The organism is Modestobacter sp. VKM Ac-2985, assembly GCF_026967925.1.
Lineage (GTDB): Bacteria > Actinomycetota > Actinomycetes > Mycobacteriales > Geodermatophilaceae > Modestobacter.
On sequence record NZ_JAPVBI010000003.1, the window covers coordinates 1,163,590 to 1,187,998 of the forward strand.

Below are 24,409 nucleotides of genomic sequence, written 5' to 3' on the forward strand. Positions count from 1 at the left end.
GACCGGCCGCGGGTCGGCCTGTCCGGACGGCGCGGATCCGCACGGGGTGGCCGAGGCCACGCCGGTGCGCAGCCGGGTGCCCAGCCGGCAGGCGGATACTGGACGGCATGTCGAAGCGGACCGTCGTCGCCGGGGTCGCCTGGGTCGTCCTCACCGTGCTGGCCTTCGGCACGGACGTGATCCTGGGCTCGGTCGTGCTGATCTTCGGCGCTGCCGCGGTCGTGGTCGTCCAGCTGTCCAGCACCTGGTCCGAGCACCCGGACTTCGAGGCCCGCGAGGTGGTCCGCGCCCGGCGGCGCAAGGCCAAGTGGGAGAAGAACGCCCCCCGCCGGGAGAAGGACGCCGCCCGTTACGCCGCCCACCAGGCGCGGCAGGCCGCCAAGGCGCGCGCCGCCCAGGACCGGGCGACCGGGGCCTCGACGGCGGACGACCGCGGGACGTCCTGAGCCGAAAAGGGGTGGACGGCCCCGGACGCCGTCCCTACCGTCCTCGTCATGGGCGACACCTTCGTGCGGCTGCGGCTGCACACCTCCTGAGCTGATCCGCGGGCGCTGCTGCGCAGCCCCGCCGTCCGCCGGTCCGACGACCGGCCGAGACCGCTCCTCCCTCGTTCCCGGCGTGCCCGCGCCGATGTCGCGGGCTGCCCGCTGCCCCTCCTGGAGGCCCCCATGTCACGACCCACCCCTGCCCTCGACGGCCCGGCCGGCACGGCCCGCGGCCGGCTCCCCGACGACGCCCACGACGGCTTCGACCGGCTGACGCACGCGGTCCTCACCGGCCCCGGCAGCGGCCGACAGGCCGCGCTCGGCGCGGTGCTGCGCGGGCTGCTGCCCGGCACCGCCGGGGTGCGCTGGTTGCACGCCGAGGGCCTGTCCCCGACCTCGCGTGCCGCGGACCTCACGGCTGCGCACTGGCTCTCCCTGCACGCGGCGTGGCTGGCCCACGATCGGGCGCCGCGCACCGGGAGCCGGGCGACCGGGCACGGCCCGCGCCCGGACAGTCGGCACGGGCACGCACCCGGCGCGCAGGCCATCCCGCGCTACTACTGAGGAAGGGCCCTCCTGCCCGCTCCGCTCGCACGCTCGCGACGGGGCCGGCAGGGAGGGCCGCTCACGGGGCGGGTGGGGGTCCGACGGCGTCCTCGGCGGCGAACTCGGCCGAGCGGTGCGGGTGGGCGAACGCCTCGGCCAGCGCCTGTCGCAACTCCCAGGCGCCGGACCGCCAGGCCAGCGCCCGGCCGAAGGCGGCCGGCGTCCCGTCCACGGCGTCGACGTCGCCACCGGGCCACCAGGCGACCTCGACCCCGCCGGTCACGGTCAGCGTCGGGTGGACGGCGACCGACCCGGCGAGCTCGGCCAGCCCCAGCCGGGCGGCGGCCAGCCCGGCACCGGGCACCTCGGCCCAGCCCACGTTCCGGGCCGGGCGACTGGTGACCCGGGCGCCGACCTGCTCGCTGGCCAGCGGCACGTCCAGCAGGTCGGCGACCGCGACCGGCCGGCCGCCGGCGGGGACCACCGCCGATGACACCAGTGGCTGTAACCACGGCGCGTCCAGCACGACCGCCTCCGCGCTGACCTGGTCTGGAGCCGTCCGGACCCGCCGCGGCGGCTCGACGTCGACGCCGTCCAGCGCCCCGGCGAGCCGGGCGTACACCGTGCGGAGGACAGCTGGGGAGACCGTGCGGGTCGGGTCCCCGAGCCGGTGCAGCAGGTCGATCGCGTCGTCGACGTCGGCCAGCACGTCGGCCACGGTCGCCGGGACGGCCAGCAGGTCGAGCACCGCGGCGGGGAGGTCGTCGACCGGTTCGTACAGTCCCTGTAACTCGACGGCGCCGGGTGCCCGCAGCCGGGCCGGCAGCGCCCCGCTCAGGACCGGCGAGGTCCGCAGCCACCAGCGCAGGTACCCCGGGACGACGGTGCCGCCGCCGAGGTCGACGTCGGCCCGGGCAGCCGGGGGCAGGGCCGCCAGGAGCGGCAGCGCCCGGTCCCAGTCCCGCACCAGCTCGAGGTCACGTACGCCGGTCAGCAGCGGCCACTCCGGTGGCGGTGCGTCGGCCGGCAGCCGGTCCAGGACGGCGTCCACCCACTCCTCCACCCGGTCCACGTCCAGCTCGTCGGGGTCCTCGGCGGTCACCAGCGAGAAGGTGTCCAGCACGCCCACCGCGCGCAGCGCGTCGACGTCCTGACCCCGGGCGAACTCCGGGTCGAGCGCACCGAGCGCCCCCGGTGCGAGCACGTCCGCCAGCGGTGACCCGGGGCGCACCAGCTCACCGGCGGGCACCCAACCGCCGTCGTCGTCGGGCAGGGCCAGCTCCGCCAGCCACGGGAGCTCACCGGGGGCGGGTGCGGCCGCGGCGACGAGCGCGAGGACGGCGGCGGCCAGCGGTTCGACGTCCTCGCCGTCGTCGGCCCGGTCCAGCGAGCTCGCCACCGCCGCGCGGACGTCCTGGTCGGCGAGCACCGCCGCCGCGGTCGCCGGACGCGCACCCAGCCGCTCCAGCACCCGCCGGGCCGGACCGGCCACCGCGGCCGGATCGGCGATCCGCAGCCCCAGCGGGGCCAGCCGCCCGGCAGGCAGCGACTCGTCGGCGAGCAGCACGCCGGCCGGGGTCTGCGCCGTCCGGCCGTCGGCCAGCGGCACCGGCAGGGCGGCGAGCTCGTCCCGGTCGGCGCCGTCCAGCGCGCCGTAGAGCCGGGCCCACCACTCCCCCGGCCGCCGCACCCCGCGCACGGCCTCGACCACGTCGGCCCACCCGGCGCTGCGCACACCCAGGGCGGCCAGCGCCCGGGCATCCGTGCGTCGGGACCAGCCCGCCGGCAGCAGACCGGGGAGCACACCGACCAGGGCGGCGACGCGCTCGTCGGTCGGGTCGTCCAGGACCACGGCGCGGTCCGGGCGCAGCGGCGGCTCCTCCGGGTCGGCGGCCGGCAGCCAGGCGGCCGAGGTGAGCCGGCCGAGCACCGCCCGGCACAGCGCGGCGTCCAGTTCGGCGGCCGCCAGCCCGACGGCCGGCACCAGCTGCAGCAGCACCGGGTCGGCGGGCAGCCCGGCGAGCAGGTCGGCGTAGCCCGCGGCGGCCACCTCGACCAGCGCGTCGGCGACCGGGCCGGGGGCGACGTGCCGGCGGTCGGGACCCAGCGGGAAGGGGGCGATGAGCCGGGCGGGCAGCGACAGCGGCTCGTCGCTGGGGGTCGGTGCGTGCAGCACCTGACGGCCGGCCAACGGGGCCGGGACCCCGTCGTCGTCGACCGGCACGGCCCAGGTGACGACGTACCCGCGGCGTTCGCGTTCCTCGACCGGGCGGTCGGTGAAGAGCGCCGACGGGAGTTCACCGGTGCACTGCAGCAGCTGCCAGGTCGTCGTCCTGTCGTCGTCGCCCAGCCGGACCTGCGGACCGCGAGCGGAGCGGGTGAGGCTGCGCACCCGGCCGTCGAGCACCACGTCTATCCGGCTCAGCGCCGGCAGCGCCAGCAGCAGCTCTGCCTCCAGTGACTGCACCGACACCCGCACCGCCTCGGCGGCGTCCGGCCGCAGGGGCAGCACGACCTCGGTGGCGAACCCGGCCGCGGGCCGGCCGTCGACCTCGAACGGAAGCCGCAGCACCGGGACTGCGCCGTCCCGACGGGCCAGCTCGGCCCCGAGTGCGGGCACGGCGGCCACCGCGGCCCGGGTGTCGGCGGCGCTGAACCGCACGGAGCGGCCGGCGGAGAGGACGGCCGGCTCGTCGGTCACCGCGAGCACGGCCGCGAAGCCGACCCCGAAGCGGCCGACGCTGTCGCCGGTGTCCCGCTTGGCCGACGCGCGCAGGGTCGCCAGCCCCTGGACGCCGTCGTCGTCCAGGGGCGCCCCGGTGTTGGCGGCCCGCAGGACGCCGTCGGTCAGGTCGAGCCGGAGGTGCCCCGGCACCCCGGCCCGGCTCGCCGCGTCGGCGGCGTTCTGGGCGAGCTCGACGAGGAGGCGGTCGCGGTACCCGCCCCGGACCAGGTCCTCCTCGGCGTTGGCGTCCTCCCGGAACCGGGCCGGGGAGTCGGTCCAGGCGGCCAGCACCCGGCGGCGGAGTTCGGCGGCGGTGGACACCGGGGCAGCATGCCGGAGGGTGCCCGCGGGAGGCGCCCGGACAGACGCCGAGGGCCCGGCCTGTGCAGGCCGGGCCCTCGACGTGTCAGGGAGTACTGCTCCCGTCAGCGGGAGATGTGCTTGCGCCCCGTGACCGCGACGTAGATCCCGAGCACGACGATCGCGCCGATGATCGAGCCGATGATGCCGGCGGTGCCGAGCTCGAAGCCGTTGCCGGTGAACAGGCTGCCGAGCAGGTTGCCGACCAGCGAGCCGACGATGCCGAGCACGATCGTCAGGCCGATGCCGAGGTCCTGCTTGCCGGGGACGACGGCGCGGGCGATGAACCCGGCGATCAGACCGACCACGATGAGCACGATGATGTTCCAGAGCACGAGTGCCTCCTTCTTCCGACGGCGGGCCGTCATGCGTCCTGGCGTCTCCAGAAGCAGATGATCATGTCCCCAGCTGGGATCGTCCCCAAACGCAGAGATGATCAACGTTCATCACATTGAGTGACGATGAGGCCCATGGTGGACCACTCGTTGGCACACGATCATGGCTTGACCAGCGGTTTTCTTGCACCGCCGGCGACCCACCTCACGCATCGTGACGTGCCCCACCACGCTTGACCCGCTGCCGCACATCGGCCCGCCGACTCAGTAACCTGCGTCACATGTCGCTCAGCGAGCAGGTCCCCGAGGTGTCGGACGCGTCCGCCGGCGACCTGGACACGTTCGAGTCGACGGACCCGGCCACCGGCACCGTCGTCGCGGTGTTCCCGGTCCACGACGCTGACGCCGTCCGGGAGACCGTGGCCCGGGCGCACGCCGCCGCGGTGTCCTGGGCCGCCCTCGGCTTCGCCGAACGCCGGCTCCGGCTGGCGGCCTACCGCGGCCACCTCGCCCGGCGGGTGCACGAGCTCGCCGACCTCGTGCACCGGGAGAACGGCAAGCCGCACGCCGACGCGGTCCTGGAGATCAGCCTCGCCGTCGACCACCTGGCCTGGGCCGCCGGCCACGCGGAGAAGACCCTCGGCTCCCGCCGGGTCAGGGTCGGGGCGCTGGCGGCCAACCACGCGGCGTACCTGGAGTACCAGCCGCTGGGCGTCGTCGGCGTGATCGGGCCGTGGAACTACCCGGTCTTCACCCCGATGGGCTCGATCGCCTACGCGCTGGCCGCCGGCAACGCCGTCGTCTTCAAGCCCAGCGAGTTCACCCCAGCGATCGGCGCCTGGCTGGTCGCGGCCTGGCGGGCGGCGGTCCCCGACGTCGCCGACGTCCTGCAGCTGGTGACCGGCTCCGGCGAGACCGGTGCCGCGCTCTGCCGGGCCGGGGTCGGCAAGCTGGCCTTCACCGGCTCGGCCGGCACCGGCCGGAAGGTGATGGCGGCCTGCGCCGAGACCCTCACGCCCGTGCTCATGGAGTGCGGCGGCAAGGACGCGATGATCGTCGACGACGACGCCGACGTGGGCGCCGCCGCCGACGCCGCGGTGTGGGGCGCGATGAGCAACGCCGGGCAGACCTGCATCGGCATCGAGCGGGTGTACGCCACCAGCGCCGTCCACGACCGGTTCGTCGCCGAGGTCACCCGGCGGACGGCCACGCTGCGCCCCGGCTCGGACGACGGCGCCAGCTACGGCCCGATGACCATGGCGAGTCAGACGGACGTCGTCCGCCGGCACCTGGACGACGCGACGGCCGCCGGTGGGCGCGCGATCACCGGGGGCACCGTCGAGGGCGGGTTCATCGCCCCCACCGTGCTGCTCGACGTGCCGGAGAGCTCCGCCGCCGTCCGCGAGGAGACGTTCGGCCCCACCCTGACCATCACCGAGGTGCCCGACGCCGAGGAGGGCCTGCGGCGGGCCAACGACTCCACGATGGGGCTCGGCGGTTCGGTGTTCAGCGGGTCGGCGGACACGGCGATGAGCCTGGCCCGCCGCATGCGCAGCGGGATGACGTCGATCAACTCGGTCCTCACCTTCGCCGCGGTGCCGGCGCTGCCCTTCGGCGGGGTGGGCGAGAGCGGCTTCGGCCGGATCCACGGCGAGGACGGGCTGCGCGAGTTCACCCGGGCCAAGGCGATCACCCGGCAACGGGTCGGCCTGCCGGTGGAGATGATGAGCTTCGGCCGTCCGGCCGGCGCGGCCGGCGCGCTCGCCCGGGTGATGCGGCTGGTGCACGGCCGCCACCGCTGAGCAGCGGGCAGCGGCCACCCCGATGTGACCAGTCCCTCCCCCGGCTGCGCCCGGTGACCGGCCACGTCTGGCAGAGTGAGCGGCACCGGCGCCGCCCCCCGCTCATCCGAGAGCAGGTGGACTCGACGTCGGCGCGAGGCTGCGCCACCGAGGCGCGCCGGCGACCCGACGTCCGCCCCGGATGACGTTCAGCGGCCCAGCGATGGTGCCCTGCGCCCGGTGGACGAACGGTGGCCACCGGACTCTTGAGGACCCACCGATGACCAACGCCTTCCCCCCTGCCCAGAACGACAGCGCTGACCGCCCGCGCCGTCGCGCCACCCGCCCGTCCGCGACCCCCTCGGCGCCCGGCGGCCACACCCCCGCCGGCCACACCTCCGCCGGTCACGCCCCCGCCGCACCGTCGGCCGAGGGCACCTCGGAGGGCAACCGCCGCCGTCGTGGTGGCCGCGGCCGCGGCGCCGGCCCCCGCCCGGAGGGCCAGCCGGCCGACACCCGCACCTCGCAGGACCGGGAGACCCGGGCAGCCGAGGCCGTGCCCGTCGCCCCGGTCGTGCCCGCCGGCGACGTCGCCACCGTGCTGCCCACCGACACCACCTTCGCCGAGCTGGGCGTGCCCGCGCCCCTGGTCGAGGTGCTCACCGCCAGCGGCATCACCGCGCCGTTCCCGATCCAGGTCGCCACGCTGCCGGACACCCTCGCCGGCCGGGACGTGCTCGGCCGCGGGCGCACCGGCTCGGGCAAGACGCTGGCCTTCAGCATCCCGTTGGTCGCCCGGCTGGCCGGCTCCACCACCAAGCGCCAGCCCAAGCGCCCGCGCTCGCTGATCCTGGTGCCGACCCGCGAGCTGGCCAACCAGGTCGCCGCCGTCGTCGACCCGCTGGCCCGCGCGCTGGGCATGAAGACCACCGTCGTCTTCGGTGGTGTCGGGCAGAACCCGCAGGTGCAGGCGCTCGCCGCCGGCGTCGACGTGCTGATCGCCTGCCCGGGTCGGCTGGAGGACCTGATCAACCAGCGCCACGCCGACCTCGGCGCGGTGGAGATCACCATCCTGGACGAGGCCGACCACATGGCCGACCTGGGCTTCCTGCCCGGCGTCAAGCGCCTGCTGGACCGCACCCCCAAGGTCGGTCAGCGGCTGCTCTTCTCCGCCACCCTGGACAACGGCGTCGACGTGCTGATCAAGCGCTACCTGTCCAGCCCCACCACGCACTCGGTCGACCCGGCCGTGGCGCCGGTCTCGACGATGACCCACCACGTGTTCCGGGTCGACGCCGCCGACAAGGGCCAGATCGTCCAGGAGCTCGCCTCCGGGCTCGGCCGGACGGTGATGTTCACCCGCACCAAGCACCAGGCCAAGAAGCTCGCCAAGCAGCTGACCGCCGCCGGCGTCCCCGCCGTGGACCTGCACGGCAACCTCAGCCAGAACGCCCGCGAGCGCAACCTCGAGGCCTTCAGCAACGGTGAGACCCGGGTGCTGTGCGCGACCGACATCGCCGCCCGCGGCATCCACGTCGACGACGTGGCGATCGTCGTGCACGTCGACCCGCCGGCCGAGCACAAGGCCTACCTGCACCGCTCGGGCCGGACCGCCCGGGCCGGTGCCGGCGGCATCGTGGTCACCATCGCCACGCCCGACCAGGCCGGCGAGGTCCGCACCCTGGCCCGGCAGGCCGGGATCACCCCCGACGTGTCCGCGATCAAGCCCGGCGCCCGGGAGATCACCGCGCTGACCGGCCCGGCCGCGCCGTACGTCGAGCCGGCCCCGGTGGCGGCTCCGCAGCCGCAGGGCACCGGCGGGGGCGGCAACGGCGGTCGCCGTCGTCGCTCCGGTGGCGGTGGCGGTGGCGGCGCGGCCCCTGCGTCGTCCTCCGGCGGTGGCCGCGGCGGGCAGACCCGCTCGGCCGGCCCGGCGCGCACCCGCGCCGAGCTCGCCGCCCGGGCCGGTCAGGCCCCCACCGGTGCCGGCCGCGGCCGCGGACGCACCGGGCGCTGACCTCCAGCTGATCACCCCGGGCTGGGGGCGGTCTCAGCACCGCTGAGGCCGCCCCCAGCCCGTTCTCGTGCCCGGCCCCGGTCGCGGGCGCGGCTCACGACCCGGATCATGATGTTGAGCACTGCAGCATCCCGGAACGAGCAGAGAACGAGTAGAGGTCGCCATGCGCCTGCCCATCACCCCCAGCGAGATCGCCCCGCGCATCGTCACCGGTGCGTTCATCCTGAACTCCGGCCTCGGCAAGCGCGGCGCCGACGAGGGCACCGCGGCCGGCCTGCACGGCTTCGCCTCCGGCGCCTACCCCGTGCTGAAGAAGGTCCCGGCGACCACCTTCGCGCGGGGGCTGTCCACGGCCGAGATCACCATCGGCACCCTGCTGCTGACCCCGTTCGTGCCCGCCGCGGTCGCCGGCGCCGCGCTCACCGGCTTCTCCGGCGGGCTGCTGGGGCTCTACCTGCGCACCCCGGGGATGACCAAGCCGGGCCGCAGCGTGGCCCCCACCCAGGACGGGCTGGCGATCGCCAAGGACGTCTGGATGTTCGGCATCGGGCTCGGCCTGCTCACCGAGGCCCTCACCGGCCGTCGCACCACCCGCTCCCGCCGCCGCAGGTAGGCGCGGGGGTCGCTGCGGGCGATCAGCCGGCCTGCTCTTCGGTCACCTCGGCGATCAGGCCGGTGAGCAGGCCGGCGACGTCGTCCGGGCGGGTCTGCGGGGTCATGTGGGCAGCCCCGGGCAGCTCGACCAGCCGACCACGGGGGGCCGCGGCAGCCAGGTGCGCCGCCCAGTCCGTCGGACACAGGGCGTCGTGCTGACCGCGGACGACGAGCACCGGCACCACCACCCGGCGCAACCGCTCGTCGATGCGGTCGTGCACGGTCCGCCGCCAGAGGGCGACCATGTCCCGGGGCCCGGTCCGCAGCCACTGGGCGACGACCACCGGCACCTGCCACCACTGCTCGCGGATCGCGGTGCGCACCCACCGGCCGGCCAGCACCCGCATCCGCCGGGTCGCCGGGTCCGTGGCCGGGCCGAGCAGCACCACACCGACCACCCGGGCGTCCCGCTCCGCGGCTGCGACCGCCACCTGGCAGCTCTGCGAGTGCGCCACGAGCACGCACCGGCCCGGTCCGAGCGCCGCCAGCAGCTGGTCGGTCAGGTCCTCCAGGGGGCCGACGGGGCCCTGGGTGCCCATGCCCGGGAGCCGCACCACGACGACCCGGGCCCGCCGCCGGACCCGCGCCCAGGACCGTTCGTCGAGACCGAGACCGGGAACGCACACCGCGACGGGAACACCGTTCGCCTCCAGGCTGCTCACCTGGATGCCGACTGTGTCCGGGACGACGGTGCCCCGCGGCGGAGGGCGCCCGAACGTTCCAGAGCAGTAGTGGGAGGATGAGTCATCATGACGACATCAGGAGCCAGTGTGACCACCGCGACCGAGTCCACCGGACGGCGCCCCCGGGTCGTCATCGTCGGGTCCGGGTTCGGCGGTCTCTTCGCCGCCCAGGGCCTGAAGAAGGCCCCGGTCGACATCACGCTCGTGGCGAAGACGAGCCATCACCTCTTCCAGCCGCTGCTCTACCAGGTGGCGACCGGCATCCTCTCCGAGGGCGAGATCGCCCCGGCCACCCGGGAGATCCTGCGCGACCAGGACAACGCCCGGGTGGTGCTCGGTGAGGTCACCCACATCGACCTGACCGCCCGCACCGTCACCTCCACCGTCCTCGGCCGCACCACGGTGCACTCCTACGACGAGCTGATCGTGGCCGCCGGCGCCGGGCAGTCCTACTTCGGCAACGACCAGTTCGCCGAGTTCGCCCCGGGCATGAAGAGCATCGACGACGCCCTGGAGCTGCGTGGCCGCATCTTCGGCGCCTTCGAGCTCGCCGAGCTGGCCACCGACCCGGGCGAGATCGACCGGCTGCTGACCTTCGTCGTCGTCGGCGCCGGCCCGACCGGGGTGGAGATGGCCGGGCAGATCGCCGAGCTGGCCCGCCGCACGCTGCGCAAGGACTTCCGGCGGATCGACCCGACCAGCGCCCGGGTGATCCTGCTCGACGCCGCGCCGAAGGTGCTGCCGCCGTTCGTCGACAAGCTCGGCCAGAAGGCGCACCGGCAGCTCAACGAGATCGGCGTCGAGGTCCAGCTGGGCGCGATGGTCACCGACGTCGACGCCGACGGCATCGTGGTCAAGGACGGCGACGGGCACGAGCGCCGCATCCACGCCGCCACCAAGATCTGGGCGGCGGGCGTGCAGGCCAGCCCGCTGGGCAAGATGCTGGGCGAGCAGTCCGGTGCCGCGGTCGACCGCGCCGGCCGGATCTCGGTGCAGGACGACCTGACGCTGCCGGGTCACCCCGAGGTGCACGTGGTCGGCGACATGATCTCGCTGAAGCGGCTCCCCGGCGTCGCCCAGGTCGCGATCCAGGGCGGCAAGTTCGCCGCCGACGCCGTCAAGGCCCGGGTCGCGGGCCGGCCCACCGCCCCGGAGTTCACGTACTTCGACAAGGGCAGCATGGCCACCATCTCGCGGTTCCACGCGGTCGCCGACACCTGGAAGTTCCAGTTCGGCGGGTTCTTCGCGTGGGTGCTGTGGCTGGGCGTGCACATCATGTACCAGGTGGGCTTCAAGAACCGCTTCACCACGGCGATCCACTGGGCGGTCAGCTTCCTCGGCCGCGGCCGCTCGCAGCGCACGGCCACCCAGCAGCAGGTGTACGGCCGGCTGGCCCTGGAGGAGCTCGGTGCCGACTTCGAGGTCTCGAAGACCGGTGGCCAGCGGCACCTCGGGGAGCCGGTCGACGTGACCGGGCGCGACTCCGCCTGATCCGCTCCGGCACCACGAGGAAGGCCCCGGCCCCGCTGTAGCGGGACCGGGGCCTTCCTCGTGCGGAGCGGGTCAGAACGGGTAGGCCGGCAGGTCGCCGCGCACGGTGACCCACTGGGTCTCGGTGAACGCCTCGATGTTGGCCTGCGGGCCACCGTGCCGGGAGCCGGTGCCCGAGGCGCCCACCCCGCCGAACGGTGCGACCGCCTCGTCGTTCACCGTCTGGTCGTTGATGTGCACCAGCCCGGACGGGATCCGCTCGGCCAGCTGCAGGCCGGCGTAGACGTCGCGGGTCAGGATGCCCAGGCTCAGTCCGTACTCGGTGCCGGCCGCCATCGCCGCCACCTCGTCCAGCGAGGAGAACGGCGTCACCGGTGCGACCGGGCCGAAGATCTCCTCCTGGTAGGCCGGGGAGTCGACCGGCACGTCGCCGAGCACGGTCGGCCGGTAGAACAGGCCCTCGTAGGTGCCGCCGGTGCGGACCGTTGCCCCGCTGTCGATGCTGGCGGTGACCAGGCCGTGCACCCGGTCGCGCTGACCCGCGTCGATGATCGGGCCGAGCGCCACCTGGTCGCGCCAGGTGTCCCCGACCGGCAGGTTCTCGACCTTGCTGGTCAGGATGGCGGTGTACTCCTCGGCGATCGACTCGTGCACGAGGTGCCGGCTGGTCGCCATGCAGATCTGCCCCTGGTGGGCGAAGGTGCCCCACGCGCCGACCGAGGCGGCGGCGGTCACGTCGACGTCGCCCATCACGATGAGCGCGGAGTTGCCGCCCAGCTCCAGGTGCGCCCGCTTGAGGTGCTGACCGGCGAGCGCGCCGACCGAGCGGCCGGCCTTGGTGGAGCCGGTGAAGGCGATGACCCGGACGGCGGGGTCGGTGACCAGCGCCTGCCCGACGTCGGCGCCGCCCGGCAGCACCTGGAACACCCCGGCCGGCACGCCGGCCTCCTCGAACACCCGGGCGAACACCGCGCCACCGCAGACGGCGGTGCGCGGGTCGGGCTTGAGGACGACCGCGTTGCCCAGCGCCAGCGCCGGGGCGATCGCCCGGATCGCCAGGATGGTCGGCACGTTGAACGGCGCGATCACCCCCACCACGCCGGCCGGCACCCGCCGGGCGAAGGACAGCCGGGGCGAGCCGCTGCGCAACAGCTCACCGTAGGGGTGGCTGGGCAGCGCGGAGGCCTCGTAGCACTCCTGGGCGCTGATGTGCACCTGGAAGTCGCCGAAGGGCTGGATGGCGCCGGACTCCCGGGCCAGCCACTCCTTGATCTCCGCGGCGTGCTCGGTCAGCAGGTCCCCCGCCCGGCGGAGCACCGCGGCGCGCTGCTCGAACGGCAGCGCCGCCCACTCCCGCTGGGCTTGGGCGGCGCGGGCACCGGCCTTCTCCACGTCGGCGGGGGTGGCCTTGCCGACCTCACCGAGCTCGGCACCGGTGGCCGGCTCGACCGCGGTGTACGTGCCCCCGCTGCCGTCGGTCCAGGAACCGGTCCAGATCTTGCCGCGCCACGCGCCGTCCTCGAGCAGTGCCATGTGGTCCTCGTCTCGTCGATGAGTCGTCATGCCGGTTGTGCCATCTGCACGCTCCGGCGTCACCCCTGCTTCCGTCCGGCGGAAGTCAGGAGCTGGGGAGCATCCCGGTCAGCGTCGCACGCCCCGGCGGTCGTTCCCCCGCCTCGGCTCAGCGGTGCTGCCGGCGACTGCCCCCGTGCCAGTCCTCCTGCTGGCCGGCGGCGTCGGCGGGCACACCGAAGGAGGGCAGCTGGGGCCGCTCCCGCAGGCTCCGCTTGAGCTCGGCGAAGCCGGGGAAGCTCGCCAGGCCGACCACGTGGTCCCACAGCGCGACGGCCTCCTCCTCCGAGGGCAGCCGGCTGATCACCGGGCCGAAGAAGGCCACCCCCTCCGGCGGCTGGAAGTGCAGGATCGGGGTGCCGACGTCCTTGCCGGTCAGCGCGAGCGCCTCGTCGGTCTCGGCGCGCAGCTCCACGTCCCAGGACTCGTCGTCCAGTGCGGTGGCCAGCTCGGCCGGCAGGCCGAGCTCGGCGAGCACCGGGGCGAGGAACTCCCGGGTGCCCCGCCGCCCCGGGTCCTCGCCCTCGGCGGGAGCGGTCTCGAAGACCTGCCGGCCCAGGACCTCGTACAGGTCGCCCACCACGTCCGGGCCGTGCTCGGCCCGGACCCTGGCCGCCACGCGCAGCAGCCGCAGCCCGGCCGTGTGCCCGGCCTCGTACTCCGGCGGGAACTGGGCTGCGTAGTCGACGTGGGCGTTGAGCAACCGCAGCGAGATGAACCGCCACTCGACCCGGTGGTCGCGCTGGGCGCTGACCATCCGGACCCACTTGCTGGTCATCCAGGCGAAGGGACACACCGGGTCGAAGTAGAAGCGCAGATCGGCCATCACCCGACCGTAGCCCCGGTGCTGCGCCGCCACCCGGGGACGGCGCCCGGCCCCGGGTCACCCGGACGGGTCGGCCCCGCTGCCCGGTGGTGCAGGCTGCGCCGCGAGCCGCCGATGCACGCGGTGACATGGAGAACGGCAGGTGGACGAGGTGAGGGCGGACCGAGCGGTCCCGGCCCGGGTGGGCCTGCTGGCGCTGCTGTACGGCGCGGGCGGGCTGTTCTGCCTGGCCGGCGCGCTGTGGCCGATGCACGCCGAGACCCCGGTGGCCCTCAACGGGGTGCTGGCCGCGGTCGGGATCGGTGGTGCCGTCGCCGTCCTCGTGCGCGGCAACCGGCTGTCGGTGACCGGTGGGCACGCTGCCCTGGTCGTCGTGTCCCTGCTGGTCGCCGTCCTCGCGGCCCGGTCGGTCACCGCGGTCGGCGTCATCGGGCTGGGCCCGGTCCTGATCGCCATCGGGCTCTACGCGGCGCACTTCTGCTCCCTGCGCACGGCCCGGGCCCACGCCGCGCTGGCGGTCGGGACGGCGAGCGTCGGCGCTGCCCTCAGCCTGCCGCCGGCCGCGGCGCTCCCGTGGGTGATCACCGCGGTCAGCGCCCTGCTCCTCACCGAGGCCCACGCGCGGCTCAACAGCGCCCTGCGCACCGATGCGGCCACCGATCCGCTCACCGGCCTGGCCAACCGCCGGTCCTGGGAGGCCGAGGCCGGCCGGAGCCTGGCGCGGGCGCTCCGCAGCGACGAACCGCTGACCGTCGCCGTCCTGGACCTCGACGACTTCAAGGCGGTCAACGACCGAGACGGGCACGGCGCCGGCGACCGGTTGCTGCAGCAGGTGGCCGACCACTGGCAGGCGCGGCTGCGCACCGCGGACCTGCTCGGCCGGTACGGCGGCGACGAGTTCGTGCTGTGCCTGCCCGCCACCGACGCCGCCGGCGCCCAGGAGCTCCTCCAGCGCCTGGACGGCGGCCCGATCGGCTGGTCGGTGGGGACGGCGACCGCCCGCGCCGGCGACTCCCTGGCCACCCTGCTGCACCGGGCCGACGCCGAGCTGTACGCCGGCAAACGGCTCCGCCGGACGACGGCCCGCCCCGACGGCGGCGGCTGACCCCGAGCCGACCAACGCCGAGGGGTGCCGCCCCAGCGGCCGGACCGTCGCGGCGAAGGACCGTCGACAGGTGCTCCTCAGCGATCGGCGAGTGCCACGCGCACGCCGAGTGCCACCAGGACCGTGCCGGTGACCCGCTCGAACGCGATGCGCACCCGGCCCCGGGACAGCACGCGGCCGAGCGGCGCGACGGCCAGGGAGAACAGTCGCCACCAGAGCACGGCCAGGCCCAGGACCACGGCCGCCAGCACGGCGGTGGTGGCCGGCACCGGCTCCCCGGGAGAGACGAACTGCGGGATCAGGGTGAGGAAGAGCAGGGCGACCTTCGGGTTGAGCAGGTTGGTCACCAGGCCCTGCCGGAAGGCCGTGCCCCGCGTTGCCGCCGCCGTCGCCGGCGTCGGCTGCGGCGTGCCGGGCTCCCTCCGCCGGGTGTGCCACAGCGCGGCCAGGCCCAGGTAGACCAGGTAGACCGCCCCGGCCAGCTTGACCACGGTGAATGCGGTGGCCGACGCGGCGAGGACCGCCGACAGGCCGATCACCGCGGCGGTGGCGTGTACCGCGATCCCCGTGCAGCACCCGAGGCCGGTCCACCAGGCCGCCGGGACGCCGCCGCGCACGCCATTGCGCAGGACGAGGGCCATGTCCGGACCTGGCGTGAGGGTCAGCAGCGTGACCACGAGCAGGAAGGGCACGAGCTGGACCGGCACCCGGCCACCCTAGGCAGCGACCGCCCCCCGCGCTCAGGGTCTCCCGTCCGCCAGCCCCCGGGCCCGCTCGGCAGCACGGTCGCTGATCGCGGCAGCGGTGCGCGACCGGCGGACGGCGGCATCCCGCCGCCGTTCGGCCTGCTGGACCGCACCGGCGGCATCCGCCGCCTTCCGCTCGACCCGGCGGAGCTCCTCGGCCAGCCGGGCGGCCTGCACCTGCAGGTCGTCACACCGGCTGACCGCCCCGGACAGCTGCTGTTCGGCCGAGTCGGCTGTCGCAGCGGCGTCCCGAGCCACCTGGGCGGCGTCCTCGGCGTCCTGCCGGGCCTGGGCCAGCTCCCGGCGGCGTTGCTCCTCTGCCTCCCGGCGTTCCTCGGCCTCCCGGCGTTCCTCGGCCTCCCGGCGGCGCTGCTCCTCCCGGCGCTGATCCGCCGCGTCGGCGCCCGCATCCGCCTCGGCTCCCGCTGGGTCCCTCTCGGCCGCGGCCGGACCGGAGGTGAGCGGGAGCACCACCGCGCCGCTCAGGTCGACCGGCCCGAGGCCGCTGTAGGACAGCGCCGTGGTCAGCCGGCCGGCCTGCAGCGCCGCCCCGGCCTCGCGGTCGGCGATCGCGGCCCGCAGCGTGCTCTCCACCTGCTCGGCGACGGCGCTGCTGACGTCGCGCCCCTCCCGGTGCGCCACCCCGCGCGCCTCGCGGGCCAGCGCGGCGACCACCTGGTTGCGCTGCCGGCCCAGCGCGCGCAGCTGGTCGGCGGAGAGGTCGGCCTGCGCCTGCCGGAGCAGGTCGCCGAGCTCGAGCAGCTGGTCGACCTCCCCGGGCCGGCGGCGGGCCAGCAGGTTGCACACCCAGGCCGCCGTCGTCGGCTTGGGCAGCGCGGCGACCGCCTTCGCCAGCGCCTTGTCCCCGGCGGCCCGAGCCCGGTCCCGGGCCGCGGTGCGGGCGACGACGAACTCCTCGGGCGCGACGGCGTAGAGCTCCTCGGCGATGGGGTGCAGGCCGTCGACGTCCAGCTCGGCACCTCCCTCGTGCGGTCAGGGGCGGCGCCAGTCGTCCGACGTCAGGTCGGAGCCGGCCTGCGGGCCCATCTGCATCATGCCGCCGTCCACGGCCCAGGAGGCGCCGGTGACGTAGCCGGCGGCGTCGGAGGCGAGGAACGCCACCACGGCGGCGACCTCGCGGGCATCGCCGGGGCGGGGCACCGGGATGCCCGGCCGGCGCTTGCCCGGCGCGGTCGGGTCCTCGTCCTCCTGCCCGGTCATCGCCGTGGCGATCTCCCCGGGGGCGACCGCGTTGACGGTGATGCCGTGCTCGCCCAGCTCGAGCGCGGCGACCTTGGTCAGCAGTCCGAGCCCGCCCTTGGCCGCGCTGTAGGCGGCGTTGCCCACCCGGGGCAGGTGCTCGTGCACGCTGATGATGCTGATGATCCGGCCGCCCCTGCCGGCGTCGACCATCCGGCGGGCGGCGCGCTGCAGGCAGAGGAAGGCGCCGTCGAGGTCGGTGGCGAGCACGGTGCGCCAGGTCTCCCAGTCGGTGTCCAGGACGGTCGACATGTGCCCGGTGCCGGCGTCGTTGACCAGCACGTCGAGGCCGCCGAGCGCGTCCGCCAGGTCGTCGATGACGGCGGCGGCACCGGGCAGCCGGGTGAGGTCCAGGTGCCGCAGCTCGGCACGCCGGCCAACCCCGCGGACCAGCTCGACGGTCTCCTCCCCCATGGCGCGGTCGCGGTACCAGGTGACGCCGACGTCGCAGCCGGACTCGGCCAGGGCCACGGCGATCGCCCGGCCCATGCCCGACTCCGACCCGGTGACGACGGCGACGCGCGACTGCTGGCCCATGGGCGGGCGCTACCCGCTCCCGGCGCTCCGGACGCACCGGACGCACCGGAAACTTGTTCTAGTCCGCATAGAACAGTTAGATTGCTGTCGTGCTCGTGCGCATCGACCCCGACTCCCCTGCACCGCTGCACGCGCAGATCTCCGCGGCCGTGCGGCGGGGCATCGCCGTGGGCGAGATCGCCCCGGGTGAGCGCCTCCCCGGCGCCCGTGACCTGGCGGCCGCGCTCGGGGTCAACCTGCACACCGTGCTGCGGGGCTACCAGGAGCTGCGGGCCGAGGGCCTGGTCGAGCTGCGCCGCGGCCGCGGGGCCCAGGTGCGCCCGGACGCCGCGCCGGCGGTCGCCGCGCTGCGCCAGGCGGTGCACGCCCTGGTCGACGAGGCGCGGCGCCTCGGGCTCAGCGCCACCGAGGTCACCGAGATGGTCAGAGAGGCAATGACATGAGCGACGACGTGAACGAGGACAGGAACACCCCCACGGGACGGAGCCCGTTCCGCCGAGCCCGTGAGGTCGCGGCCGTGGCGCTGCCGCTGGCCGTCTGGGCCGCCGGGGCGGCCCTGGTGGCCGCCTGGCGGCCGGAGCTCCCCACGCCGGTCGCCGTCCACTGGGGCCCCGGTGGCGACGCCGACGGCTTCGCCGACCCGCTGCGCACGGTGCTCCTCACCGGCGTGGTCCCCGTGCTCGGCTCGCTGGTCACCGGCCTGGTGCTGCGCGCCCGGCGCTTCGCCGCCCAGGAGCGCCGGCTGGTCGCCGGCTCGGCGACCGGGATCTCCGTCTTCTGCGTCGGGCTCGCCGTGGGCAGCATCGCCGGGCAGCGCGGCCTGGCCGACCCCGCGGCGGCCCCCTCCCCCACGCTGGCCGCGCTCGTCGCCGGCCTGCTCGCCGTCCTCGGCGGGGTGGCCGCCGCCCGGCTGCTGCCCGCCCCGCCGCGCGGCGCCGCCCGCGCGTCCAGCGCCCCGCCGGAGACCGCGCCCCGGCTGCCCGTCGCCGAGGGTGAGCGGGCCGTCTGGTCCCGCCGGGCGACCATGGGATCGCCCGCCCTCGCCGCGCTCGGCGTCGGCGGGCTGGTGCTCGGCGGGCTGGTGCTCGTCGGCACCGCCCCCGCCCCGCTGCTGCTGGCCCCGGCGGTGATGCTCGGCGTCGGCCTGCTGTTCGGTTCCGTCCGGGTGTGGGTGGACGAACGGGGGCTGACGGTCCGCTCCCCGCTGGGGCGGCCCTCCTGGCAGGTGCCGCTCACCGACGTCGCCGAGGCCACCGTCGTCGACGTCCGGCCGATGCGGGAGTTCGGCGGCTGGGGCTACCGGGTGGGCCGGGACGGGCGCCGTGGCGTGGTGCTGCGCGGGGGTCCGGCGCTCGAGGTGGTCCAGGGCGACGGGCGGCGCTTCGTCGTCACCGTGCCCGGCGCCGGTCAGGGCGCAGCGCTGCTCAACACGCTCGCCACCCGGCAACACAGCTGACCCGACCGGCCGGGCACCGTGCCCAGCTGGTGGGAGCTGCTGCGGACCCGGCTGGCGCCGTCCGGTGACCCGGGTCAGCCGGCGACGGCGCGGGCGAAGCGCTGCGACCACTCCGCGAGCCGCACCCGCAGCTCGTCCGGTGCGACCACGGTGAACTCCGCACGGACGGCCCCCAGCACCAGGGCCGGCCAGTCCAGGTCGTCGGTCTCCAGGTGCAGCCGGCAGCGGTCCGGACCCTCGTCGGTGACCCGCACCCACCGGCCGACCCGGTCGCGGACCACCGCCGCCGGGGCCTCGACCACCGCCTCCACGAGGGTCGGCGTACGGAACCGGTCCATGCCGGCGCGGACGAACGTGGCGGCGTCCTCGGCCGGCAGCGGCCGCGCGGCGAACCGGGCCCCGGTGCCCCGCAGCCCGGCCATCCGGTCCAGCCGGAAGGTGCGCCAGTCACCCCGGGACGGGTCGTAGGCGACGAGGTACCAGCGGCGGCCCAGAGGCACGAGCCGGTGCGGCTCCACCAGCCGCTCCGCCGGTCGCCCCCCAGCGGCCGTGTAGGTGAACTCCAGCCGCTCGGTGTCCCGGCAGGCCTGCGCGGCCGCCACCAGCAGGCTCGGGTCGACCGCTGGGCCGCCGTCGGACCAGGGCGGGGCGGGCACGGTCATCGCCTGCAGCGCCTCCACCCGGCGGCGCAGCCGGGCGGGCAGCACCGGTACGACCTTGGTCAGCGCCCGCACCGAGGGCTCGGCCATCCCGGCGTCCGCCCCGGCCGCCGCGGCCTGCAGCCCCACGGTGAGCGCCACCGCCTCGTCGTCGTCGAGCACCAGCGGCGGCAGAGCCGCACCAGCCGCCAGCCGGTAGCCGCCGTCGACCCCGGGACGGGCCTGCACCGGGTAGCCGAGCTCGCGCAGCCGGTCCACGTCCCGGCGCAGCGTGCGCAGCGAGACGCCCAACCGGCCGGCCAGGTCGGCGCCGGCCCAGTCGCGGCGGCCCTGCATGAGCGAGAGCAGGCGCAGTGCTCGGGAGGTGGGGTCGACCATGCGCTGAGACTGCCATCCATCGCGGACAGGATCTGTCGCCGATTGCCGACAGCATCGTCGGTGAGAGATCCCGTCGACGAAGGGCACACCCCATGACCACCAGCCAGACCACCGACCCGACCACCCACGCCGTCACCGGCGAGCGGGCCGACCTCCTCGAGTCGCTCGCCAAGCACCGCTGGTTCCTGGCCCACACGGTGCGCGGCCTGACCGACGAGCAGGCCCGGCTGAGGCCCACCGCCAGCGAGCTCACCCTGGGCGGCCTGCTCAAGCACGTCACCGCCACCGAGCGGACTTGGGCGGACTTCATCGTGACCGGCCCGACCGCCTTCCCGGCGTTCGACGAGTCGTCGGCGGAGGAGTGGGCCGAGGAGTTCGTGATGCGCCCGGACGAGACGCTGGCCGGCCTGCTCGCCGACCAGACCACGGTGGCGCAGCGCACCGACGAGCTCGTCCGGACCCTGCCGAGCCTGGACGTCGCGCACGACCTGCCGCCGGCGCCGTGGTTCACCCCGGGCGCCCGGTGGTCCGCCCGCCGGGTGGTGCTGCACGTGATCGCCGAGACCGCGCAGCACGCCGGCCACGCCGACGTCCTGCGCGAGACCATCGACGGCCAGAGGTCGATGGGCTGACACCGGGCCGGCCCAGCCGGTCGATCCGCGGGGCGGGCCGGCGGACGGGGAGCTGCACACCGACGTGCCGAACGGCCGCGCGGTGCGTTCGGGCCCGGTCCAGCCGGTCACGGAACGGCGCCGATGGAGGCCCGCGGCGGCTGACCGGGCTCGCGGACGGGTAGAGCTGCCCGGTGACCCGCATCCGCGGCGCGCTCGTCGCCGTCGTCCTGACCGTGCTGCCCGGCACCACCGGCTGCACCGTCGCCTCCTCCTCGTCCGCGTCCGGCCCCCTGGTCGCCTCCGCCCCGGCACCGCAGTCGGCGCCGGCCGGGGGCCCGGAGGCGTCGGCCGAGGAGCAGATCGCCCGGGCGGTGTTCGACCGGGTGAACGCCGAGCGGGAGGCCCGCGGGCTGGAACCGGTGGCCTGGAACGACGCACTGGCCGCGGTCGGCCGCGACTGGAGCGCGGAGATGGCCGACACCGGCGAGTTCCAGCACCAGGACATCCAGGCGGTGTTGCAGGGCGACGAGCTCTCCGGGTTCCGCGCGGTCGGCGAGAACATCTTCACCGCTACGGGCCCGGTGCCGGCCGGGACGATCCACGCCGGCTGGATGCGGTCGGCCGGCCACCGGGCCAACATCCTCAACCCCGGCTGGGACCGGCTCGGGGTGGGCGTCTTCTGCGCCCCCGACGGCTCGGTGTGGGCGACCCAGGAGTTCGGCCGGACGGCGGGTTCGGAGCGGCCGGCGGTCGCCACCACCACCCCTCCGGCCGAGCCGATCACCCGCCCGGACGACGACGGCCCGACCTGCTGAGACCGCCGCTGCCCGCGCCGGGATTGACCAGGCTCCCGGTTCGGGTACCGCACCGTCGATGACCCGACCCCCCGCCGCCGCCCGCCCAGGGCCGTCCGCTCGACGCCCGCGCCCGGCGACGGTGGGCCGGTCACCGGCCCGGTGCCGTGCACAGCCGAGCCCCCGGGCAGGCCGGACCCGCGTCGCTGCTGGGATCGTGTCCCCTGTCGGGCCCGCCGTGCTGCCGGTCGGGTACCGGTCGGCGCCGCGCCGGGCACCGCACCGGCCGCGAACGGAAGGGACGTGATCGTGCCGAGCACGAGACGCAGGAGCGCACGATGACCCGCCGGACCAGGACCGTCACCGGTCGGACCCCGGCGCCGGCTGCTGGCCGAGCAGGCGGCGCCTCAGCCGCCGGCGGCTCGACCGACAGCCGGCCGGCTCCCGCGCCGCCGGCACGACCCTCCCCCGAGCCCGACCCCCGTCCCGGCGGGCCGGTCGAGCCGGCTCCGGTCTCCTCTCCCGTCTCCACTCCCGTCGCCGCTCCCGTCTCCCCGCCGGTCTCCGCGTCCGAGCCGGCGTGGGCGGACGCCGTCCCCGGCTGGGCATTGCGGGTGATGGCCGTGAGCGGGGCCACGCTGGCGGCCGCGGCTGTCGTCTGGCTCGGGTTCTGGCTGCTCTTCCGGCTGCCGATGCTCACCTTCGCCGTGGCCGTCGCGGTGCTGCTGACCGCACTGAGCGCGCCGGTCGCCGGACGGCTGCGCCGGGCCGGTGCCCCGCCTGCGCTGGCGGCGCTGGCCGCCGTGCTGCTGCTGCTCGGTGTCCTGGCCGGCATCGGCTTCCTGATCGGCTTCCGTGCGGCCGCCACGCTGCAGGACCTGACCCGGCCGCTCGCCGCGGGCATCGACCGGATCCGGGTCTGGTTGATCGAAGGGCCTCTGCAGCTGGACGCACAGCAGGTCGCCGAGGTCCGCAACGACATCGTCACCCGGCTCTACGAGGCCACCCCCAGCCCCGGCGCCGGCGCCCAGCTCGGCCTGGTCGCGCTGGGCGGGGTGGTGCTGATCGTCTTCCTGGTGTTCTTCCTGCTCAAGGACGGCGCCCGGATGTGGGCCTGGTTGCTGGCCCGGGTGCCCGACCGGATGCGGGCTCGGATCGACGGTGCCGGGCTCGCGGCGTGGGACACGCTGGCCAACTACGTCCACGGCGTGATCATCGTGGCGCTGATCGACGCCGTCGGCATCGGACTGGCCCTGCTCCTGCTGGGTGTGCCGCTGTGGCTGTCGCTGACGCTGCTCACCTTCATCGGCGCCTTCGTCCCGATCGTCGGCGCGACCGTCAGCGGTGCGGTGGCCGTGCTGGTCACGCTCGTCACCAACGGGGTGACCGACGCGGTCATCGTGCTGGTCGTCGTGCTGGTGGTCCAGCAGGTCGAGGGCAACGTCCTGCAGCCGCTGATCATGGGCCGGGCGGTCCGGCTGCACCCGATCGTCATCCTGCTGGGGGTCACCGCCGGCGGCCTGATCGCCGGCATCCCCGGCGCCCTGCTGGCGGTCCCGATGCTGGCGGTGGCCTACCGCGTGGTGGAGCACCTGCGGACCCACCCGGCGCCCGCCGCGCACCCTGAGGGCGCCGCCCCCCACCCACTGCCGGCCGGCACGCCCCCGAACTGACCTCGCCGTGCGGCGGTGCTCAGTCGACGACCGCCTCCTCGAGCAGCTCGACCTGGTCGGCGGCGATGGCGATCTGCCCCGCCTCCCCGGCGAAGAAGGCCTCCGGGTCGTCGAAGATCACCGTCGGGGCGATCCCGAAGTCGCGCTCGAAGGTCTCGCGGTCCACCGATGTCGCCGTCCCGGAGACCCGGACGACGTCCTGCACGCCCAGCGGCTGGACCGGGGTCGCCGACACGACCGCGACGGCCCGCCCCGAGCCGGTGGAGACCCGGAACGCCGTCCCGATGTCCGTGGTGGCGATCAGTCCGACGACCTCGGCCCGGACGGACACGTCCTCACCCTCGGTGAACTGCGGAGTCGCCTCAGCGGGAGGTGAGGTCTGCGGGGCCTCGGTGGCCGGCGCACCGGGATCGGTCGTCGGTGCGGCGGCGCCGTCGGCCTCCAGCACCTCGACCCGCCGCTCCAGAGCGCTGATCTCGTCCCGCACGTCCTCGAGGTCCTCCGCGGTGACCTCTGGCTGCAGCGGATCGGGGTCCTGCCCGCAGCCGACGAGCCCTGCCGACGCGAGCAGCACCACGCCGAGTGGGAGCGCTCGACGCCGCCAACCGGGAACCGGCCCACTCGGTACGCGGCGGTGGTCTCTGGTCATCTCACTCCTCTGCTCGCCGGCGGCCGCCGGGCCCGGGGGCCGACGGGCTGGTCGCCGTCGCCGTCGCACTACCCGGTCAGGCCAACGTGTAGGCCGCCGGACGGATCTCCAGCCTGCCGTCCGTGGGATCCGCGGAGAACAGCAGGGCCCCCGACTGCCGGCTGCCGGGGGCGAGGTAGGGAAACGTAGCGGTCGCCTGCTGGACCTCGCTGTGCTCGTTCTCGGTCTTCGGTGGCGCCTGCTGGTCACCCCGATCCGCCAGCCGGCCAACGTGGTCAGGCACCCCGGGACTCGGCGTGGGGAACGACGGGCTGGGTCCGGCAGACGGGCAGGACGGCTCGCCCGTTCGATCGCCGGACACCGCCTGGCGTTCGTCACCGGGGCGGTGCCCGGCGATCGGTGGGCCCCCGAGAGGTGCGGCCCATCGCCGGAGGTCGCCGCGCGGTCACCCCACGGCGTCGGCGCTCTCGGTCAGCGGACCGTGGACGGCCCCGGCCGGAACGGCGCGCCGTGTGCGCAGACCACGAGCGTGGCCAGGTCCAGCACTCGCTCGCGCTGCCGGCGCAACTCGTCCCGGTCGTGGCTGAAGGGGTCGTCGGCCGGCCCCTCCTCGGTCCACCACAGGTGCGTGAGGGCGACGACGTCGTCGGGCGTGCCGACGAGCGTGGTGATGTCCTGCGGGGTGTGCCCGGGCGTGGCGAGCAGCCGGATGCCGGGGCTGAGCTGGGCGCCCTCGGCAGGTCGGCGGGTGAAGACGTCCCCCTCGATGACGGACTGGAAGTCGTGCACCGGCACCACCGGGAAGAGGGCGACGTTGACCGTGTGGTCCAGGTGGTGGTGGCTGACCACGATGTCCGTGACGTCCTCGAGGCGGACGCCCAGCTCGCGCAGTGGAGCGAGGATGAGATCCCGGTCGGCCACCATGCCCGGATCGACGATCACGACCCGGTCCGCGTCCCGGACGAGGCTGACCGTGCCGGCCACGTGCGGCATCCGCGCGTATCCCTCGACGAGCACGTCCAGGCGTGCGGTGCGCGACAGCTCAGCCATGCGGCGGACGGTA

23 protein-coding genes are annotated in these 24,409 nt (G+C 75.7%); 12 read left to right on the top strand and 11 right to left on the bottom strand.

Features of this window, described 5'->3' with window-relative positions:
• The first annotated feature begins 107 nt into the window (after positions 1 to 107).
• The gene (locus O2V61_RS21445) at positions 108 to 446 is read left to right on the top strand and encodes a hypothetical protein (RefSeq protein ID WP_269185296.1); all 339 of its coding nucleotides are present in this window, start codon (positions 108 to 110) and stop codon (positions 444 to 446) included.
• A gap of 222 nt (positions 447 to 668) precedes the next feature.
• Positions 669 to 1,049 (top strand): hypothetical protein, encoded by a 381-nt coding sequence (locus O2V61_RS21450; protein ID WP_269185297.1) that lies wholly within the window; start codon positions 669 to 671, stop codon positions 1,047 to 1,049.
• 61 nt (positions 1,050 to 1,110) lie between these two features.
• Here O2V61_RS21450 and O2V61_RS21455 read toward each other — a convergent pair whose 3' ends face one another.
• Together O2V61_RS21455 and O2V61_RS21460 are read right to left on the bottom strand one after the other, a co-directional pair.
• Entirely contained in the window at positions 1,111 to 4,077 is a 2,967-nt protein-coding gene (locus O2V61_RS21455; protein ID WP_269185298.1) for a sacsin N-terminal ATP-binding-like domain-containing protein, read from the bottom strand.
• A gap of 104 nt (positions 4,078 to 4,181) precedes the next feature.
• The gene (locus O2V61_RS21460) at positions 4,182 to 4,484 is read right to left on the bottom strand and encodes a GlsB/YeaQ/YmgE family stress response membrane protein (RefSeq protein ID WP_269185299.1); all 303 of its coding nucleotides are present in this window, start codon (positions 4,482 to 4,484) and stop codon (positions 4,182 to 4,184) included.
• Between the two features lie 248 nt (positions 4,485 to 4,732).
• Here O2V61_RS21460 and O2V61_RS21465 point away from each other — a divergent pair, with 248 nt between their 5' ends.
• The 3 genes from O2V61_RS21465 (at position 4,733) to O2V61_RS21475 (ending at position 8,862) form a co-directional block, all read left to right on the top strand.
• The gene (locus tag O2V61_RS21465; RefSeq protein ID WP_269185300.1) at positions 4,733 to 6,253 is read left to right on the top strand and encodes an aldehyde dehydrogenase family protein; all 1,521 of its coding nucleotides are present in this window, start codon (positions 4,733 to 4,735) and stop codon (positions 6,251 to 6,253) included.
• A 259-nt stretch (positions 6,254 to 6,512) separates the two neighbouring features.
• Positions 6,513 to 8,249, top strand: a complete 1,737-nt coding sequence (locus tag O2V61_RS21470; RefSeq protein WP_269185301.1) for a DEAD/DEAH box helicase — start codon at positions 6,513 to 6,515, stop codon at positions 8,247 to 8,249.
• Between the two features lie 163 nt (positions 8,250 to 8,412).
• Positions 8,413 to 8,862 (top strand): hypothetical protein, encoded by a 450-nt coding sequence (locus O2V61_RS21475; RefSeq protein WP_269185302.1) that lies wholly within the window; start codon positions 8,413 to 8,415, stop codon positions 8,860 to 8,862.
• A 22-nt stretch (positions 8,863 to 8,884) separates the two neighbouring features.
• Here O2V61_RS21475 and O2V61_RS21480 read toward each other — a convergent pair whose 3' ends face one another.
• Positions 8,885 to 9,565, bottom strand: coding sequence for an alpha/beta fold hydrolase (locus O2V61_RS21480; protein WP_269185303.1), 681 nt, complete (start codon positions 9,563 to 9,565; stop codon positions 8,885 to 8,887).
• A 108-nt stretch (positions 9,566 to 9,673) separates the two neighbouring features.
• On the opposite strand from O2V61_RS21480, the gene O2V61_RS21485 reads away from it, so the two are divergent.
• Positions 9,674 to 11,077: an NAD(P)/FAD-dependent oxidoreductase gene (locus O2V61_RS21485; protein WP_269185304.1), complete on the top strand. Its 1,404-nt coding sequence runs from the start codon at positions 9,674 to 9,676 to the stop codon at positions 11,075 to 11,077.
• A 72-nt stretch (positions 11,078 to 11,149) separates the two neighbouring features.
• Here the strand turns inward: O2V61_RS21485 and O2V61_RS21490 are convergent, their stop codons facing one another.
• Both O2V61_RS21490 and O2V61_RS21495 read right to left on the bottom strand, forming a co-directional pair.
• Positions 11,150 to 12,610, bottom strand: coding sequence for a benzaldehyde dehydrogenase (locus O2V61_RS21490; protein ID WP_269185305.1), 1,461 nt, complete (start codon positions 12,608 to 12,610; stop codon positions 11,150 to 11,152).
• Between the two features lie 148 nt (positions 12,611 to 12,758).
• Positions 12,759 to 13,475, bottom strand: coding sequence for a mycothiol-dependent nitroreductase Rv2466c family protein (locus O2V61_RS21495; RefSeq protein WP_269185306.1), 717 nt, complete (start codon positions 13,473 to 13,475; stop codon positions 12,759 to 12,761).
• A gap of 151 nt (positions 13,476 to 13,626) precedes the next feature.
• On the opposite strand from O2V61_RS21495, the gene O2V61_RS21500 reads away from it, so the two are divergent.
• Positions 13,627 to 14,580: a GGDEF domain-containing protein gene (locus tag O2V61_RS21500; RefSeq protein WP_269185307.1), complete on the top strand. Its 954-nt coding sequence runs from the start codon at positions 13,627 to 13,629 to the stop codon at positions 14,578 to 14,580.
• A 77-nt stretch (positions 14,581 to 14,657) separates the two neighbouring features.
• Here O2V61_RS21500 and O2V61_RS21505 read toward each other — a convergent pair whose 3' ends face one another.
• The 3 genes from O2V61_RS21505 to O2V61_RS21515 all read right to left on the bottom strand — a co-directional run bounded on the left by O2V61_RS21505 (position 14,658) and on the right by O2V61_RS21515 (position 17,123).
• Complete coding sequence (locus O2V61_RS21505) at positions 14,658 to 15,287, bottom strand: LysE family translocator (protein ID WP_269185308.1); 630 nt, start codon at positions 15,285 to 15,287, stop codon at positions 14,658 to 14,660.
• Positions 15,288 to 15,320: 33 nt separating this feature from the next.
• Positions 15,321 to 16,133, bottom strand: coding sequence for a hypothetical protein (locus tag O2V61_RS21510; protein ID WP_269185309.1), 813 nt, complete (start codon positions 16,131 to 16,133; stop codon positions 15,321 to 15,323).
• A 186-nt stretch (positions 16,134 to 16,319) separates the two neighbouring features.
• Positions 16,320 to 17,123 (bottom strand): SDR family oxidoreductase, encoded by an 804-nt coding sequence (locus tag O2V61_RS21515; RefSeq protein ID WP_269185310.1) that lies wholly within the window; start codon positions 17,121 to 17,123, stop codon positions 16,320 to 16,322.
• A gap of 89 nt (positions 17,124 to 17,212) precedes the next feature.
• On the opposite strand from O2V61_RS21515, the gene O2V61_RS21520 reads away from it, so the two are divergent.
• Together O2V61_RS21520 and O2V61_RS21525 are read left to right on the top strand one after the other, a co-directional pair.
• Complete coding sequence (locus O2V61_RS21520; RefSeq protein WP_269185311.1) at positions 17,213 to 17,566, top strand: GntR family transcriptional regulator; 354 nt, start codon at positions 17,213 to 17,215, stop codon at positions 17,564 to 17,566.
• Positions 17,563 to 18,579, top strand: coding sequence for a DUF1648 domain-containing protein (locus O2V61_RS21525; protein ID WP_269185312.1), 1,017 nt, complete (start codon positions 17,563 to 17,565; stop codon positions 18,577 to 18,579). Before O2V61_RS21520 ends, O2V61_RS21525 begins: the two co-directional genes overlap by 4 nt.
• A gap of 74 nt (positions 18,580 to 18,653) precedes the next feature.
• Here O2V61_RS21525 and O2V61_RS21530 read toward each other — a convergent pair whose 3' ends face one another.
• Positions 18,654 to 19,616: a helix-turn-helix transcriptional regulator gene (locus O2V61_RS21530; protein ID WP_269185313.1), complete on the bottom strand. Its 963-nt coding sequence runs from the start codon at positions 19,614 to 19,616 to the stop codon at positions 18,654 to 18,656.
• 92 nt (positions 19,617 to 19,708) lie between these two features.
• On the opposite strand from O2V61_RS21530, the gene O2V61_RS21535 reads away from it, so the two are divergent.
• The 3 genes from O2V61_RS21535 (at position 19,709) to O2V61_RS21545 (ending at position 22,697) form a co-directional block, all read left to right on the top strand.
• Positions 19,709 to 20,248 carry a DinB family protein gene (locus tag O2V61_RS21535; protein ID WP_269185314.1) on the top strand — a complete coding sequence of 180 codons (540 nt, stop codon included), beginning with the start codon at positions 19,709 to 19,711 and terminating at the stop codon, positions 20,246 to 20,248.
• Positions 20,249 to 20,421: 173 nt separating this feature from the next.
• On the top strand, positions 20,422 to 21,045 hold the full coding sequence (locus O2V61_RS21540; RefSeq protein ID WP_269185315.1) for a CAP domain-containing protein: 624 nt from the start codon (positions 20,422 to 20,424) through the stop codon (positions 21,043 to 21,045).
• A gap of 602 nt (positions 21,046 to 21,647) precedes the next feature.
• On the top strand, positions 21,648 to 22,697 hold the full coding sequence (locus O2V61_RS21545) for an AI-2E family transporter (RefSeq protein WP_269185316.1): 1,050 nt from the start codon (positions 21,648 to 21,650) through the stop codon (positions 22,695 to 22,697).
• Positions 22,698 to 22,716: 19 nt separating this feature from the next.
• Here O2V61_RS21545 and O2V61_RS21550 read toward each other — a convergent pair whose 3' ends face one another.
• Both O2V61_RS21550 and O2V61_RS21555 read right to left on the bottom strand, forming a co-directional pair.
• Complete coding sequence (locus O2V61_RS21550) at positions 22,717 to 23,271, bottom strand: hypothetical protein (RefSeq protein ID WP_269185317.1); 555 nt, start codon at positions 23,269 to 23,271, stop codon at positions 22,717 to 22,719.
• A gap of 546 nt (positions 23,272 to 23,817) precedes the next feature.
• Positions 23,818 to 24,396 carry an MBL fold metallo-hydrolase gene (locus O2V61_RS21555; protein ID WP_269185318.1) on the bottom strand — a complete coding sequence of 193 codons (579 nt, stop codon included), beginning with the start codon at positions 24,394 to 24,396 and terminating at the stop codon, positions 23,818 to 23,820.
• Positions 24,397 to 24,409: the final 13 nt, after the last annotated feature.